Annotated in this window: 13 protein-coding genes and 1 pseudogene; 8 read left to right on the top strand and 6 right to left on the bottom strand. The window is 60.0% G+C overall.

The features are described from left to right. Positions 1 to 44: 44 nt before the first annotated feature. Positions 45 to 1,355, bottom strand: coding sequence for an MFS transporter (locus J4D25_RS00245; protein ID WP_057714674.1), 1,311 nt, complete (start codon positions 1,353 to 1,355; stop codon positions 45 to 47). 170 nt (positions 1,356 to 1,525) lie between these two features. On the opposite strand from J4D25_RS00245, the gene J4D25_RS00250 reads away from it, so the two are divergent. Both J4D25_RS00250 and J4D25_RS00255 read left to right on the top strand, forming a co-directional pair. Continuing rightward, positions 1,526 to 2,647 (top strand): sugar diacid recognition domain-containing protein, encoded by a 1,122-nt coding sequence (locus J4D25_RS00250; protein WP_057714675.1) that lies wholly within the window; start codon positions 1,526 to 1,528, stop codon positions 2,645 to 2,647. A 239-nt stretch (positions 2,648 to 2,886) separates the two neighbouring features. Next, positions 2,887 to 4,023: a glycerate kinase gene (locus tag J4D25_RS00255; RefSeq protein WP_057714676.1), complete on the top strand. Its 1,137-nt coding sequence runs from the start codon at positions 2,887 to 2,889 to the stop codon at positions 4,021 to 4,023. Between the two features lie 131 nt (positions 4,024 to 4,154). Here J4D25_RS00255 and J4D25_RS00260 read toward each other — a convergent pair whose 3' ends face one another. Then, complete coding sequence (locus J4D25_RS00260) at positions 4,155 to 4,514, bottom strand: DUF6124 family protein (RefSeq protein ID WP_057714677.1); 360 nt, start codon at positions 4,512 to 4,514, stop codon at positions 4,155 to 4,157. 415 nt (positions 4,515 to 4,929) lie between these two features. On the opposite strand from J4D25_RS00260, the gene J4D25_RS00265 reads away from it, so the two are divergent. The 6 genes and pseudogenes from J4D25_RS00265 to J4D25_RS00290 all read left to right on the top strand — a co-directional run. Further along, on the top strand, positions 4,930 to 6,117 hold the full coding sequence (locus tag J4D25_RS00265) for a pyridoxal phosphate-dependent aminotransferase (protein WP_057714678.1): 1,188 nt from the start codon (positions 4,930 to 4,932) through the stop codon (positions 6,115 to 6,117). 258 nt (positions 6,118 to 6,375) lie between these two features. Further along, complete coding sequence (locus tag J4D25_RS00270) at positions 6,376 to 7,260, top strand: hypothetical protein (protein ID WP_057714679.1); 885 nt, start codon at positions 6,376 to 6,378, stop codon at positions 7,258 to 7,260. A gap of 99 nt (positions 7,261 to 7,359) precedes the next feature. Further along, complete coding sequence (locus J4D25_RS00275; RefSeq protein WP_131726864.1) at positions 7,360 to 8,403, top strand: hypothetical protein; 1,044 nt, start codon at positions 7,360 to 7,362, stop codon at positions 8,401 to 8,403. Positions 8,404 to 8,643: 240 nt separating this feature from the next. After that, the gene (locus J4D25_RS00280; RefSeq protein WP_057714681.1) at positions 8,644 to 10,851 is read left to right on the top strand and encodes an autotransporter outer membrane beta-barrel domain-containing protein; all 2,208 of its coding nucleotides are present in this window, start codon (positions 8,644 to 8,646) and stop codon (positions 10,849 to 10,851) included. 352 nt (positions 10,852 to 11,203) lie between these two features. Next, a complete protein-coding gene (locus tag J4D25_RS00285) occupies positions 11,204 to 11,419 on the top strand; it encodes a hypothetical protein (protein ID WP_057714682.1) in 216 nt (71 codons plus the stop codon). Between the two features lie 218 nt (positions 11,420 to 11,637). Further along, positions 11,638 to 12,387 (top strand): annotated as a pseudogene (locus tag J4D25_RS00290) (pyridoxal phosphate-dependent aminotransferase); the annotation flags it as partial. Between the two features lie 168 nt (positions 12,388 to 12,555). Here J4D25_RS00290 and J4D25_RS00295 read toward each other — a convergent pair. The 4 genes from J4D25_RS00295 to J4D25_RS00310 form a co-directional block, all read right to left on the bottom strand. Continuing rightward, a complete protein-coding gene (locus J4D25_RS00295; RefSeq protein ID WP_057714685.1) occupies positions 12,556 to 13,533 on the bottom strand; it encodes a D-glycerate dehydrogenase in 978 nt (325 codons plus the stop codon). A 21-nt stretch (positions 13,534 to 13,554) separates the two neighbouring features. Continuing rightward, positions 13,555 to 14,847: an MFS transporter gene (locus J4D25_RS00300; RefSeq protein ID WP_057714686.1), complete on the bottom strand. Its 1,293-nt coding sequence runs from the start codon at positions 14,845 to 14,847 to the stop codon at positions 13,555 to 13,557. A gap of 103 nt (positions 14,848 to 14,950) precedes the next feature. Further along, positions 14,951 to 15,937 carry a sugar kinase gene (locus J4D25_RS00305; RefSeq protein ID WP_057714687.1) on the bottom strand — a complete coding sequence of 329 codons (987 nt, stop codon included), beginning with the start codon at positions 15,935 to 15,937 and terminating at the stop codon, positions 14,951 to 14,953. Next, on the bottom strand, positions 15,930 to 16,712 hold the full coding sequence (locus tag J4D25_RS00310; RefSeq protein ID WP_057714688.1) for a sugar phosphate isomerase/epimerase: 783 nt from the start codon (positions 16,710 to 16,712) through the stop codon (positions 15,930 to 15,932). Before J4D25_RS00310 ends, J4D25_RS00305 begins: the two co-directional genes overlap by 8 nt. Positions 16,713 to 16,777 lie beyond the last annotated feature (65 nt).

Here is a 16,777-nt window from a genome sequence, read left to right on the forward strand (position 1 = left end):
CCGCGTTCGCGAGCAAGCCCGCTCCCACAGGGGATTTGTGTTGATCAGGTGCGCAGGGTTCGGGTCATGCGCAACGCCAGCAAGCTGCCGCAGACAATCACACCCGCCAGCAGGTACAGCGCCGCATCGGTCGAGCCGGTGCTGTCCTTGACCCAACCCACCAGGTACGGGCTGAGGAAACCGGCCATCTGCCCCATCGAGTTGATCAGCGCCAGGCCACCGGCGGCAGCGCCGGCACTCAGCAGGGCAGTCGGCACCGGCCAGAACATTGGCAGGCCGGTGAGGGCGCCCATGGTGGCGATGGTCAGACCAAGAATCGCGATGGCCGGGTTGGCGGCGAAGTTCACCGCGATCAGCAGCCCCAGCGCCCCCATCAGCATCGGCACCACCAAATGCCAGCGGCGTTCTTTGCGCAGGTCGGCTGAACGGCCAACCATTAGCATGAATACGGCGGCGAGCAGATACGGAATCGCGCTCAACCAGCCGATCACCAGGTTATCGCTGAAGCCCAGGTTCTTGATGATCGACGGCAGCCAGAAGTTGATCGCATAGACGCCACTCTGGATGCAGAAATAGATCAGGCCGAAGGCCCAGATCGCCGGGTTCTTGAACACCGCCAGCAGCGAATCGGTCGTGGTTTTCGGTTTGTTGGCCAGATCTTGCGCGTGGTCGGCTTCGAGTACCGAGCGCTCGAATGGCGTGAGCCACTTGGCATTGGCGTAGCTGTCGCTGAGCAGGAAGTAAGCCAGCGCACCCAGGATGACGGTGGGAATGCCTTGCAGCAGGAACATCCACTGCCAGCCGGCGAGACCGCCCTGGCCGGCGGCGAAGTGGTTGAGAATCCACCCGGAGAACGGGCTGCCGAGCAGGCCGGATACCGGGATCGCCGACATGAACAAGGCCATGATGCGGCCACGGCGGAAGGTCGGGAACCACTGCGAGAGGTACAGCACCACGCCCGGGAAGAACCCGGCTTCGGCCGCGCCGGTGAACAGGCGCAGGGTATAGAACTCGGTCGGCGTGGTGACGAACAGCAGGCAGGTCGACAGCGTGCCCCAGGCGATCATCATCAGTGCGATCCAGCGTCGCGGGCCGAATTTGGTCAGGGCCAGGTTGCTTGGCACGCCGCACAGCACGTAACCGATAAAGAAGATGCCGGCGCCGAGGCCGTACACGGTTTCGCTGAACTTCAGCGCGTCGAGCATTTGCAGTTTGGCAAATCCAACGTTTACCCGGTCGAGGTAGTTGAACAGGTAGCAGATGAAAATGAAGGGGATCAAACGCAGGGTGATGCGCTTGTAGACGGCGTTTTTATCGTCAGCGATGGCCTGGGACGCTACGGCGCTCTGTGTCATGGCGGCTCTCTCTTTATTATGATTTTTTGCGATGCAAAGGGTAACGTTGATCGCCCAGAGAGTCTCGACCACCCTCAGGGTGGCTGTCTTTGTGCCTGAGCACAGGGTTTGCAACCAAGGCCTGTGCGGGTGAACAACCCGTTCCATCACTGTCTTCAAGGATCACTTGCATGTTCGAACTCGATCACGACCTGGCCCAGGACATCGTCGACCGGGCGATGGCTATCCTGCCGTACAACGTCAACGTCATGGACAGCCAGGGCTTGATCCTGGGCAGCGGCGAACCGGAGCGGGTCAACACCCGGCATGAAGGCGCGCAACTGGTATTGGCCAATGGCCGGGTGGTGGAGATCGATGCGCAGACGGCGATTCATCTCAAGGGCGTACAACCGGGGATCAACCTGCCATTGATGCTCGACCAGCGCTTGATCGGCGTGCTGGGCATCACCGGCGAACCCGAGCAACTGCGCACCTACGCCGAGCTGGTGCGCATGACCGCCGAAATGCTGGTGGGCCAGCGCAACCAGCAGGCCGAACAGCAATGGCGGCGCCAGCGCTGCGATGACTTGCTGGCGCTGCTTCTGAGCGAAGCCGGGGATTCTCCACGACTGGTCGATGAAGCGCAGCAGTTGGGCCTCAAACCACAAATGACTCGAGTGCCGTACTTGTTCGAACTGGGCCTGGAACACGCACCAGGACAAACCGTCGAGGCACTGAGTGCCTGGTTGACGAGCCGTCATCCGGACAGTTGGTGCGTGAGTTCGGCCAAAACCTCGTTGCTCTGGTGCCGGCCGGCGAGCCAGACGGTCGAGAACGAGCGCTTGCTGGACAAGCTCGACGGCCTGGGCTGGAACATCCTGCGCATTGCCGTGGGTGGGCAGGCCGATGGACTTTCCGGATTGCGTCGCTGCTATCGCCGGGTCGGTGACTTGCTGGCCTACGGGCGCGAAGTGCTGCCGCGCTCCCGATTGCTGACGCTCAACCGCTATCGGCTGCCGGTGATGCTCTGGCGCCACCGCAACGACGACGCCCTCGACGAATTGCTCAATCCGCTGCGCAAGGTCATTGCCAAAGACAGCAACGGCCAGTTGCTGGCCACCCTGCGCAGTTGGTGCGAACACGACGGCCAGAGCCAGGCCTGCGCCGATGCACTGGGCATCCATCGCAACAGCCTGCGGTATCGCATGGAGCGGATTGCCGAACTCAGCGGAGTTGATCCACTGCGTCTCGATGGCATGCTCGCGTTGTATCTGGGGGTGCAACTGCTGCCCGAGTCAGACTCAATTTCGTGAGCGACAAAATCCCCTTGTAGGAGCGAGCTTGCTCGCGAAAAACCAGAGGACGCCACGGTAAGTCTGATTTCCCGCGTCATCGTTATCCTCCATCGCGAGCAAGCTCGCTCCTACAGGTGAAACGTCTGCCTCGGGTTTTGTGGAAATGAACAATAATCCTCAACACCGCTTGTGCAGCGGCCCGGCGTTATTGTTCATGGCGGCTGGCAGCATGTGGGCATTGGAACTGGAGAATTCCCATGAAAATCGTGATCGCCCCCGATTCGTTCAAGGACAGCCTCAGCGCCCAAGGCGTGGCCGATGCCATTGCATTGGGATTGGCGCAGGTCTGGCCTGATGCCCAACTGATCAAATGCCCGATGGCCGACGGCGGGGAAGGGACTGTCGAGTCGATCCTGGCCGCGTGCGAAGGCCAGCAGCGCCGCACCTTGGTTCGCGGGCCGCTGGGGGCCACGGTGGAAGCCGCCTGGGGCTGGTTGCCCCAGAGCCACACCGCGATCATCGAAATGGCCGAAGCCAGCGGTTTGCAGTTGGTCCCGGTGGCGCAACGGGATGCGTGCATCAGCAGCACCTTCGGGACCGGGCAATTGATCCGCGCCGCGCTGGATGCCGGTGCGCAACGGGTGATCCTGGCGATTGGCGGCAGTGCGACCAATGACGGTGGCGCCGGTGCCATGCAGGCCTTGGGCGTGAAATTGCTCGACGCCCAGGGGCAGACCCTGTCACCGGGCGGCCTCGCCCTTGGGCAATTGGCCCGCGTCGACCTGAGCGAGATTGATCCGCGCCTGGCCCAGGTGCGCTTCGACATCGCCGCCGACGTCAACAACCCGCTGTGCGGCCCCCACGGTGCCTCGGCGATTTTCGGCCCGCAAAAAGGCGCCTCGCCCGTGCAGGTCGAGCAACTGGACCGCGCCCTGGGGCACTTTGCCGACCACTGCGCGCGAGCCTTGAACAACGACGTGCGCGACGAGCCGGGCAGTGGCGCGGCGGGCGGCCTGGGGTTTGCCGCCAAGGCCTTTCTCGGTGCGCAATTTACGGCCGGGGTCGAGGTGGTTGCCGAACTGGTGGGGCTGGCCGACGCCGTTGCAGGCGCCGATCTGGTGATCACCGGTGAAGGACGTTTCGATGCGCAAACCCTGCGCGGCAAGACGCCGTTTGGCGTGGCGCGGGTCGCCCGGGAACACGGCGTGCCGGTCATTGTCATCGCTGGCACGTTGGGCGAGGGCTATCAGGCACTGTACGAGCACGGTATCGACGCTGCGTTTGCCCTGGCGAGCGGGCCGATGACCCTGGAGCAGGCTTGTGCCGAAGCGCCGCGCTTGTTGCGTGAGCGGGCGACCGATGTGGCGCGGGTTTGGCGGCTGGCCAGTCGCTGACCTTTCGAACACCCCAATCCCTGTGGGAGCGAGCTTGCTCGCGATGACGGTGTGTCAGCGACATCAATGCTGACTGACATACCGCTATCGCGAGCAAGCTCGCTCCCACAGGTTTTTTGAGTGTTGGCGGACTATTCAGGCGGATCAATCTGATCCAGCACCCGGTTCGCCGCGATCTCCGCCAGCATCACGCTGTTGGAAATCCCCAGCAGCGCATTGCGCGATCCGCCGTCCAGATGATCCACCAACTGGTGAACCATCACGTCGACTGAGGCCAGCGTTTCCACCAGGTAAACCATTAGGGTTTCGGTCGTGGCTTCTGGGTTCACGGTGAACAGTGTGCCGGGAGTACGCGGCGTGGCTTTGATATCGGCGATCGAGGGGAAGTGAAAGGCGAGGGCGCGTTCGGCGGCTTCGTTGAGTTTTTTTGAATCGGGCTCGTACGGGGAAACCGGATCGGTGCCCGGCGGGTTTGGTGTGACCTTGAACATCAACTAGATCCTTATATGGAGTGCCATCCCTTTTGCTGCTAAACGAAAGAGGAGGCAGCTGTATGCAGGTTAGCAGACCGGGGATCTAGTAAACCGGCGCGCCCGAAGGCGTCCTGCGCACAGCTACCATCGAGTGCAGACATGGGAATGCCTGACTGATAGCGCCTATGCACTTCACTAGAAAACCACTGGGCGACCAAACCCGATCACTGATGAGCAGTGACGCGAATCAAGTTACCGATGGCCCCCCAGGCGCACAAGCCGGCGGATTCTGGCGTAAGCGTAGGCAACGGCGCAAGGTCCTGTGGCTTTCATGAAGTAACCTTAAACACCATTAAACACGCGCTCGCGAGGTGCCGTGTTGCGCGATTTGAGATAGGGTTGTGGCCAGGAATACGCGCGACAGGAGAACGCCATGCGCTACTCAGCCTTGACCCAACGAATCGCCGGTGACGGAGCCGCGGCCTGGCAGATTCACGATCGAGCGCTGGCGCTGCGCGAGCAGGGTGTCGATGTCTTGCTGCTATCGATCGGCGACCCGGATTTCGACACCCCGCAACCCATCGTCCAGGCCGCGATTGGCAGTTTGCTGGCCGGCGACACGCACTACCCGGCGGTGCGCGGCAGCCAAGGCCTGCGCGACAGCATCGCCCGCCATCATCGTCGGCGCAGCGGTCAGGCCGTGGATGCGCAGCACGTGATCGTATTCCCCGGGGCGCAATGCGCGGTGTATTCGGTTGCGCAGTGCCTGCTCGACCCGGGGGACGAAGTGCTCGTCGCCGAGCCGATGTACGTGACCTACGAAGGCGTGTTCGGTGCCTGCGGGGCGAAAGTGGTGCCGGTGCCGGTGCGCTCGCAGAACGGCTTTCGGGTCGATCCGGCCGATGTCGCGGCACTGATCACGCCGAACACCCGCGCGATGTTGCTCAACAGCCCGAACAACCCCTCCGGCGCCAGCCTGCCGCTGACGGCCTGGAAAGCGCTGGCCGCATTGTGCATTCGCCATGACCTGTGGTTGATCAGCGACGAGGTGTACAGCGAGCTGCTGTTCGAGGGCGAACACATCAGCCCCGCGAGTTTGCCGGGCATGGCCGAACGCACGGCGACGATCAACAGCCTGTCGAAATCCCACGCCATGAGTGGCTGGCGGGTGGGTTGGGTGATCGGGCCGCAATCGCTGTGTGAACATTTGGTGAATCTGTCGTTGTGCATGCTGTTCGGCATTCCGGATTTCATCCAGAACGCCGCGCAATTGGCGCTGGATGAAAACCTGCCGCACGTGGCGCAGATGCGTGAGGAATATCGCCAGCGTCGCGACCTGGTGTGTGCCAGTTTGAATCTGTGCCCTGGCATCCAGGCGATTCGCCCCGATGGCGGCATGTTCGTGATGGTCGACGTGCGCCAGACCGGGTTGTCCGCCCAGCATTTTGCCGAACGGCTGCTGGACGGTTATGGCGTGTCGGTGCTGGCCGGCGAAGCCTTCGGGCCGAGTGCGGCGGGGCATATTCGCATCGGTCTGGTGGTGGATCGGCCGAAGCTGGCGGACGCCTGCCGACGTATCGTGATGTGTGTGACGAACATGCTTGAAGGGCGGCGGGCCTGATTGTTTCGTCGCGGCCTTGAGCTCTTCTTCACCGTTTTAAACCCTGCGCCCCCCATCCTTCCTGCGCAGGGAATCGGTACCCACCTGTCAACTTTGACAGTATCGCTTTTCTTTTCATGAGCGTTTAATCCGCCCAAGGTCAGTTTGGCTTGCTGCGCTGGACCATTTTTTGGCTTGCCCGCAACGCCCACGCTGTTGACCTATGGATCAGCCGTAGCGCTGCCTATGGCTCAAATGGCGTGACAGGAGGGTAAGAGCATGTCGATCGATCAGGACATCCGGGCGCAACAGGAAGCGAACAGCGCCTATCTGAAAATGCGCTCCAAGTATCGGGCAAAGCTTGCCGACATGGAGTTGATTATTGCTTCGGGCGCTTTTGCGGACCCCGCAACCAAGCTCCTCCATGGGCCAAGACTGAAGGACAATGGCGGGCTCAAGGTCAAAGTCCCGGAGTGGGAAAACAAGGCGCCATTCGTTGGTATGGAAGAAACAGTCGAACTGCAGATTGACCCTGGTTCAGGCACCTTTTCAACAGTAGCCTCTCATGTGTTCACGATGCCAACCGATGGTGGCACGTATCCCGAAACCTTCCCGTTTGACATGTTAATCCCGACCAATGCGCTGCCGGATTACGCGACGTGCCACCTGCGCTACAAACTGTTTGATTTTGCGGGGGACGAATTTGACTCGTTTATCACCACGGTCATTTGCGATCGACTGCCGCCTTATAAACACGATGCGCCAAAGGCGCCGGTATTTGCAGGGGACTACCTCGACGATGTGTTGCTGCCGGGCGGTGGCAAATTGTCCATGACCATCCCTGGCTACGGGGATTGGCAAGCCACTGATGTAATTGCCGTGTACCTGGTTGATGAAGACAACATCCCGGAAGACCCCACCACTACCCCCCGATTTATGTCGGGCCGGCGCCCGCACCGGGCGTCACCGATAGCAAAGTCGACATTGACGCAGACAAGATCCGCGCGTTTGGCGATGCCAAGGTGCTGGTTACCTATGCCTTGCGCGATAAAGCGTTCAACGATAGCCCGCCGGCGCTTTACAAAAAACTCAGCCTCACGTTCGGCCCGTTGCCCACCAACTTGTTCGCGCCGCGTGTGCCGCAAGCCAACCCCGGCCCCTTGAACATGCAGCATGTTGCTCACGGTGTGAGTGCATGGCTCTTCAGGTTTGACAACGCCAAAGGCGGGGATCGCATTCGTTTGCAGTGGGGGAGCTCAGGTCTTGGGCGACCACGATCTGGGAAGCGTTCCACCCTCAGATATTGAAATACAGGTGTTGCCCAACAACCTGATGCTTGAAGACTATGGACAGACGACGACCGGGGTGAAATCAACGCGGGTAAGCTACCACGTTGTTCGCCAGGGACGCTTGTTCGGTCCAGTGGGTGACGACTTTGACGTCAACTTTGAGGTGGCTGTGCCATGGCCCGACCCATGGCCGCCGGTAGACTGGCCCAACCCGATCCACCCGGGCCTGCTCGAAGGTGAAGTCAAGAACTTCGATGCGAGCCGGACCAATGAACTGACCCGGGCCGATAAGGACAAGGACGCCACCTACCACTTCGATTGGTACAGCGACGCGAAGAATGGCCACATCATCGACTTTTACTGGAACGGCGAGCGTGTGGTCGAGGCTCAGGTCAAATTTGACGATGCCGATCCCGAGCATGTGCCGGGCGGTCCTTACCAGGTCGACATTCCCTGGTCGTACATCAAGAAAGGCGGCAACGGTAATCCGGTGCCCGTCCACTACCGGGTGAGCGCGCCGGGCCTGGTGAACGATCTGTACTCGCCAACAACGAATGTCGTGGTCAATGCGATTGCAGTAGAACTGCCCCGTGCGAGTTTTCCCACCATTCCCGTTGCCGATGGCCTCCCGCGTTGTAGCGCTCTGGAACCCGATGGATCGCTCAAGGCCGATATACCGGACCTGACCGGTTTGCTTGTGTCGGGGGACAAGATCAGTGTCATCGTCACACCCATGAGAGGCAACCTGGGCTCCGCCGAGGATCCGATTATCGGCGCGGAGTTCGAGGCCGACTTTACGCTCGGTACCACCGGGTTCCCGGTGACGGGATTCACGTTTCTAGTGCAGCCGTACGATAAACATATCCTGCCGCTTTACGACGAAAACCCAACTCGTGTAGGTCGCCTGAAGATTCAGTATTTCTTCAATGACGGCACCGAAGACATTGAATCGGTGCCGTGGATCGTGCGCACAGCGTTCGGCACACCGACGGGATCCTGCCCGATTACGGGCCCCTAGCTTGATGATGCCGGGTCGGCACGGACTGCTTCGGTTCGTATCGACCCGGATCCGGCGGCAGGTTTGTTCACACTCAAACCAAACGGCCCGTTGAGCGGTGCCAAGCGTTTTGAGGATAAATCCTACATACCGCAAGTACGCATTTTACTTAGGATCGCCGTCCCTAAACCGCCCGACCCGGTTCAACGGCATCCTGTCGGCGCGAATTTACAGTCCGTTGGTGTATTCAGGAGCGACCCTATGCGACTCACTCATTCATTTCCCGTCACACCGCTTGCGTACTGGTTCAAACTGGCCACGTTGACGCCATTATTCCTGATTGCCCCAAGCGCGCTGGCGGACTTGATTGATGGCCGGAGCAAAACCATCGACGGCTCTGTTGCGGCTGATGAGTATCGACTGATCAACGCGGCCAGCCTGACGGCGAATGGCGCCACCACCCGGGAAATTAGCGCGCAAACCGGTTCGAAGGTGACGCTCAACGGCACGGCGGTCAATGCAACGGGTACCGCCAATGGCGTTCGGCTGTCCGGGAGCGAGGCGACTATTGCCAATAAAAGCAGAGTGGTCAGCGCCAGCACCGGGTTGAGTCTGATACGTGCTGGCAGGTCAGCCTCGAGTGCGACGGTCAGCGACAGTGAAATCGTCGGTGGTAACCGTGGCGCCACCGTCAGCGCCGAGAGCCAACTGACGCTGCAATCCGGTGCACGCGTCATCGGTACCAATGCCGCCAGCATCGGCATCGAAGCGTTTGGCAGCAGAATATCCGCCACTGACAGCACCGTCATGGGTGGGCTCAATGGGGTCAGGCTGTTCAGCAATGATTTGATTACCGACGATGCGCTGGTTTTGAACAACAGCCATGTCGAGGGAGTCAATGGCTCGGCGATTGTTATACAAGGCGTGAACCAGACCAACAGTGAGCAGGTCAATATCGAGGTCAATAATGGTTCCACGCTCAAAGGTGGCAACGGCATATTGCTGGAAGTGCTCAATGGCGCGGCGGCCAACTTCGCGGTCAACAACAGTCACCTCGTCGGCGATATCGTCGTGGCCGACGGCAGCAGCGCCGAAGTGCTGCTGGACCGCGCCGCAACCTTGACCGGGCGCCTGGAAAACGTCGAGAACCTGACCGTCAACAACGATGCACGCTGGGTGATGGTCGGTGACGGCAGTGTCAAAAACCTTTCGCTAAACGGCGGTGGCGTCCAGTTCGGCAACCCGGGGCAGTATTTCAATCTCTCCGTGGAAACCCTGTCGGGTACGGGGGGAACGTTCTATATGCACAACGACTTCACCACCGGGCAGGTGGATACCCTGACCGTGTCTGGCAATGCCAGTGGCAACCATCTTGTCGCCCTCGACAGCCAGGGCACTGAACCGGTAGGGGCAGGCTCCAAGGCCGTGGTGAGTATCGGCTCGGGTGACGCCACCTTTGCCTTGGCCGGTGGTGCCGTGGACCTCGGGGCGTTTTCCTACGACCTGATCAAGCAAGGCGACAACGACTGGGTCCTGGACACGGCCACACGGGCGATCAGCCCTGGTACACAGTCGGTCATGGCGTTGTTCAACGCGGCCCCGACGGTCTGGTACGGTGAACTCAGCACGTTGCGCACCCGCATGGGCGAGGTGCGCATGGATCAGGGCAAGGCCGGTGGCTGGATCCGTGCCTACGGCAATAAATACAACGTGAGTGACAGCGCCGGCGTAGCCTACAAGCAAACCCAGCAAGGTATTTCGTTCGGTGCCGATGCGCCGCTGCCCATGGGCGACGGGCAATGGTTGGTCGGTGTGCTCGGCGGTTACAGCCAGTCCGACCTGGACATGAGCCGTGGCACGAGCGGTGAAGTCGACAGCTACTACCTGGGTGCCTATACCACCTGGCTGGACGCGCAGAGCGGCTATTACTTCGACGGTGTCGTCAAATACAACCGGTTCCAGAACGAATCCGACGTTCGACTCAGCGACGGCAAGAAAACCAAGGGCAATTACGACACTGACGGCATCGGTGCGTCGCTGGAGTTTGGGCGAAACATCAAGCTGGCGGATGACTACTTTGTCGAGCCCTACGCTCAACTGTCCGGTGTGATGATCGATGGCGCCGATTACGACCTGGACAACGGCCTGGCCGCCAAAGGTGATCGTGTGCATTCCTTGCTCGGTAAAGTGGGTACCACGGTGGGTCGCAACTTTACCTGGGCGCAAGGTAAAACGGTCCAGCCGTACCTGCGTGCCGCGTACGTACACGAGTTTGCCAAGAACAGCGATGTCGAGGTCAATGACAACCGTTTCAGTACCGACCTGTCGGGCTCTCGTGGCGAGTTGGGCGCGGGCGTGGCCATGGCGGTGACTGACAAGGTTTCCATGCATTTGGACCTTGATTACAGCAATGGCGACAAGATCGAACAATCGTGGGGAGCCAATATGGGAGCGCGCTATAAATGGTGATCATGCGCCGGTAGTGTGGCGTGCAAAGAACTAATCCACCGGCCGGCTAATGTCTGAGTGACAGTAACCAGCCTGCGATGCGAGGTTGAGTTTTCATTGAACGGTCGGACCTCGGCGGCTAGTTTTTTTTCCTGTGTCTGGCACTTGGCGAAGCACAACACCAGCGAGCTATGAAGGCCTATACCTCCCGAAAGGATCAGACCGTGCGGTTTACTAGCAAACCACGCGCAATGAAAAGAAAAGGTACTGAATAGCGGCTCTTGTAAAACACGGCCGCTGGGGCGTCCCCATTCTGTTGGCTACTCAAGCAAGCGCTGCTGCTATGTTTGAATTTTTCGAAGGAGTCGAAATTATGGCGAAAGACTATTCATTATTGGAAGTTCTTGAAAGGATTTACCACAACCAGTTGGCCTTAGAGGCGGCTTTGATGGAGCTGACAGTCTGGGTGGAGCAGCGGGGCTCAGCTGAGATCGGAGGGAATGTTCGAGGAGCATTGGAGGCAATTGGTGATAACGCGGGTCATATAAAACAGGGATTGGCTCGACTGAAGAATCTCAACATCGACTGAAAAAAAACGCCCATTGAACGATCCTACCTTCCTTAGGCAAATGGCCTCAGGTTGATTGCCGCAGCGTAGATGCCAGGGTGTATTTGCACTTTGAGAGTCTGCCTGGCCGATGCAACAGGTGGGTAACTCATTCAGTGGGCGTTTCGTAGTTTGGTGTTTTCCGTGGACGACAGTCGGGTTGCCTTGCGTTCCCGAGGGTGCATTGCACGCTGTAAATACTGGTGCAAGCCCTGCTCGATCTGGGTGATGAAGTGATCGGCACTTGCGGAGCGAAAGTGGTGCCGGTGGCGGAACGTCTGGAGAACAGCTTTCAGGTCGCCTCGGTGGACGTGGTGGCACTGATTACTCCCCCCCAGGCCAGTGCCATTTTGCTCAAAAGTCCGAACAATGCTTTCGGCGCCAATTTTCCGCTGAAGGTCTGGCTGGGATTGGCGTCGCTGTGATTTCGTCATGACCTGTGGCTAATCAGCGACGAGGTCTACAGCGAATTGCTATATGAGGTCCAGCAGCCCAGCGAGTTTGCCGGGAATGGCCGAGCGTATGGCGACGATCAATAACCTTTCGAAATCCCACACCATGAGCGGTTGGCGAGTGGGATGGGTGATCGGACCGAAACTTATATCCGAGCATCTGGTGAATTTGTCGTTTTCATTCTGTTCGGCATTCCGGATTTCATTCAGAACGCTGCGTACATGGGCCTGGATGAAAATCTGCCGGAAGTGGCGTTGATGCGCGAAGAGTATCGCCAGCGCCGTGATCTGGTGTGTGCGAACTTGAACCATTATCCGGGTATCCGGGCGATTCAGCCGGTTGGTGGTATGTTCGTGATGGCCGATGTGCTTCAGATCGAGTCGTCTGCCCAGCACTTCGCGGAGCGGCTGCTGGTAGGTTATTGCTTGTCGGTACTGGCCGGTGAGGCGTTCGGGGGCGAGCGCGATGGCGCATATTCGTTCGGGTTGGTGGTGGATTAGCGGGAACTCTCGGAATAGTTGATGGCGCGGTGGGCCTGACGGATTTGCATTGCCTTTTCTGGCCTCATCGCGAGCAGTCTCGTTCCCACATTTGATCTGCGGCGCTCACAGATATCCTGTGGGATCGAACTTGCTCGCGATAGTTACTTACAGGCAACAAATCTCTCAGGCTTTCCACACCTGTATGTTCACCAGATTCTCCGGCCGCTCACCCGCCAGCGCCGCCAGCAGGTTGTCCACCGCACAGCGGGCCATGGCTTCCCGTGTTTCATGAGTCGCCGAGCCCATGTGCGGCGTCGCCACCACGTTGTTCAATTGCAATAACGGCGAATCAAGGTTCAACGGTTCGCGCTCAAACACATCCAGCCCCGCCGCGCGAATCTGCCCACTGCGCAACGCCTCGACCAACGCCGCTTCATGCACGACTTTTCCTCGAGAAATGTTGATGAAGATGCTTTCCGGGCGCATCAGTGCAAATTCCTCGGCACCGATTAACCCTTCGGTTTCGGCCGTCAGCGGCAAGGTCAGGCAAATGAAATCCGCTTGCTGCAACAGTTCGGGCAGGCTGCGGTATTGCGCGTTGAACCGTTTTTCGACCGCCGGTTTCGGCGAGTGGCTGTGATAGATCACCGGCATGCCGAAGCCGAAATGCCCGCGCTGGGCCAGGGCCTCGCCGATGCGGCCCATGCCAATGATGCCCAGGGTCTTGCCGTGTACGTCACTGCCGAAATGTGCGGGGCCGATGTTGCGGGTCCACTGGCCGTCGCGAACCATGTTCGCCAATTCCACCACGCGCCGCGCAGTGGCCAGGATCAGTGCGAAACCGGTGTCGGCGGTGGTTTCGGTGAGCACGTCCGGCGTGTTGCTGAGCAGGATGCGCCGCTCGGTAAGGTAATCGATGTCGTAGTTGTCGACGCCCACCGAAACGCTGGCGATGGCTTCAAGGTTGGGCGCCAGGTCCAGCAGTTCGGCATCGAGTTTCAGGCTGGCACCGAGCAGACCGTGGGCATGGGGCAGGGCGTCGCGCAGTTTGCCGAGACCTTCGGCATCGAGGCTGTCGATCAGCGTCACATCGGTGTGCTCATGCAGACGAGCCATGAGCAGCGGCGAGAGTTTCTTGTACAGGACGACCTGCTTTTTCATCTTCGTGATCTCAACTTCAATTCAGGAATGAGCCGTGAGGGGGCGCGCTACCGTGGGCCGCTCCCGGTCGCTGGCGCCGGGCTTGAGGAACACCGTGAGCACCACCGAAAGCATCAGCGCACCGCTCATCAACAGATAGGATGCACCGGGCGAACCGGTGGAGCTGTTCAGGTAACCGACCAGATAAGAGCCGCCAAACGAACCGAGCGCGCCCATGCTGTTGATCAGCGCCATGGCACCGCCCGCGACGTTGGCCGGAAGGATTTCCGGGATGATCGCGAAGAACGGACCGTACGGCGCATACATGCAGGCACCGGCAATCACCAGCAGGGTGTACGACCACCAGAAGTGTTCGGCGCCCAGCGCGTAGGAACCGTAGAAAGCAATCGAGGCAATCAGCAGCGGCGGCCAGACGAAGCGTTTGCGCTTTTGCAGTTTGTCCGAACCCCAGGACACCAGCAGCATGCCGATCACCGCCGCCAGATAAGGCAGCGCCGACAGCCAGCCGGCCTCGACCATGTCCATCTGCGCACCCGCCTTGAGGATCGACGGTAGCCACAATACGAAACCGTAGACACCGATGCTCCAGCAGAAAAACTGCAGCGCGAGGATGATCACTTTGGGTGAGCGAAACGCTTCGGCGTAGTTTTTCACCGCCTTGATGCCGACCTGTTCGGCCGCCAGTGCGCTTTCCAGATCTTGTTTTTCCTGATCGTTGAGCCACTTGGCCTGGGACGGACGATCATCGGCCAGACGCCACCAGATGAAGGCCCAGAGCACTGCCGGCAAACCTTCGACAATGAACATCCAGCGCCAGCTGTAATGCTGCACCAGATACCCCGAGACCACCGACATCCACAGCATGGTCACCGGGTTGCCGAGGATCAGGAAGGTGTTGGCCCGCGAGCGTTCGGCACGGGTGAACCAGTGGCACAGGTAGATGAGCATCGCCGGCATCACCGCGGCTTCGACCACGCCGAGCATGAAGCGGATGACGATCAGCCAGTAGGCGTTGGAGACGATCCCGGTCAACGTCGCCAGACTGCCCCAGAGGATCAGGCTGACGAAAATCAGCTTTTTCACGCTGTGTTTCTGGGCGTAGATCGCCCCCGGCACCTGGAAGAAAAAGTAACCGAGGAAGAACAGCGCGCCGAGCATCGACGACAGGCCCGGCGTGATCATCAGGTCGGCGGCCATCCCGGAGGCGGCGGCAAAACCGTAGTTGGCGCGATCGAGGTACGCCAGGCTGTAGGTGATGAACACGATGGGCATGATGTACCACCAGCGGCGGGTGGCGAGCGTTGCGGTTTTCATGGGTGATGCTCCTGAGCTTGTTGTTTTTGTCGCAGCAGGTAACGGTTTGTTCTTCAGTGCCTGTATTGGCCTCATCGCGAGCAAGCTCGCTCCCACAGGGGAATTACATTGGAATACGATCCAGTGTGGGAGCGAGCTTGCTCGCGATGGCGGCCTCAAATTCGCTGACCATTTCGGATCGGGTCGGCAACCCCTCCATATCCCCCCGACTCTGCACCGCACGGCTGCCAATCCAGTTGGCCCGCCGCACGGCGTCGGCAAAGCTGTGGTTTTCCAGAAGTGCGCTGATCATGCCGACGGCAAATCCATCGCCGGCACCCACGGTGTCGACCACCGTTTGCACCGGTACACCGGCGACGAAACCTTGATCAAGATGCGTGCGGTAATAAGCACCGTGGGGGCCGAGCTTGATTGCCACGGCTTCGGCGCCCTGGTCGAGGTAGAACGCGGCGATGTCGGCCGGGTCTTCGAAGCCGGTGAGCAGGCGACCTTCGCTCAGCCCTGGCAACACCCAATGAGCGAGGGCGGCGAGGCGGTTGATCTCGGTGATCATCAGGCGCTCGCTGGCCCACAGGCTCGGGCGCAGGTTGGGGTCGAACGACACGCTGCGCCCGGCATCGCGCATGCGGGTCATCAATTCGAAGGACATCTGCCGTGCCGTTTCCGACAACGCCGCAGGAATGCCGGTGGCGTGCAGATGGCGGGCCTTGAGCAAGTCGGGCACGATCGAATGCGACGACAAGTGACTGGCCGCCGAGCCACGGCGAAAGTACTCGACGACAGGATCGCTGCCATCGTCGGTGCGCGACTTGAGTTGGAAACCGGTGGGGTGCGCGGGGTCGATGTCGACGTGGCGGCAATCCAGGCCTTCCTTTTCCAGCGTGTCGATCACGAATCGGCCCAGGGAATCGGCGCCGACGCGGCTCAGCCATGCCACGTTGAAACCCAGGCGCGACAGGCCGATGGCGACGTTGCTGTCGGCGCCGGCAATGCGTTTGTGGAACTCGTTGACGCTGGCCAGGTCGCCGGTCTGCTCGGCAACGAACATCGCCATGGTTTCGCCGAACGAGAGGATATCGATCTCAGACATGAGCGTTCTCCAGCGACGATTGGCCGAGGTGGGCGAGGGCGGCGACATGCTCGTTTGTCAGCTGCACCAGGTCTTCGCCTTGCAGCGGATATTCCGCGGCTCGCATAACGCCTTGGTCCATGTGCCGCAGCAGGTGTTCCCACTGTTGCAAGTCGCTGGCGGCGGGTGGGATGGCAACCAGTTTGCCGTCGGCACGGCGCGTCACCGCTTTACAGTGCACATAACCGACGTGCCGACCGAGCAACCGCGCGGCGCTGGCGGCGGACTGGTCCTGCCACTGCCAGTTGCCGATATCGAAGGTCATTTTGATCGGCAGGTTGTGTTGCTCGACTTCATTGAAGAAACGCTGGAACGGTTCGATGCGGCCACCGTGCAGGGTCTGGTCGTTCTCCACCAGCAATTGCACCGCACTTTCGCCGAGCATGCGGGCGAGGCGTTGCAGGTCGCTGTTGTCGGTGAAGTAACCCAGCGAGACTTTCAGCCATTTGGCGCCGAACATTTGGGCGCGTTGCAGTGCTGTCAGCAATTCGGGATTGGGTCTGGATTGACCGGCCAGCCACAGCTCCATCGGTGATGAGTACACGCTTTCCAGACCCTCGGCCTGAGTCGCGTCGGCCAGGTGCTCGGGGTTCTCAAAGGTCAGCAGCTCTTCGCGCCATTCGATGCGCGTGGCCCCGGCGGCGGCCAGTACTGCGATGAAGCTGCCCTGGCCGCGTTGGCGCACCAGATCGGCGCCGTAGCTGGACAGGCTGATGGAAACGGCTGGTTTATTCATTGTTTTTTTACCTCTGAAACCGGTTTCATTTTTGTTCAAAAAAATATCAGTGAGTGATGTGTTGT

Origin of the sequence: Pseudomonas sp. GW456-L13, assembly GCF_017350115.1 — a bacterium.
Classification (GTDB): Bacteria; Pseudomonadota; Gammaproteobacteria; order Pseudomonadales; family Pseudomonadaceae; genus Aquipseudomonas; species Aquipseudomonas jessenii.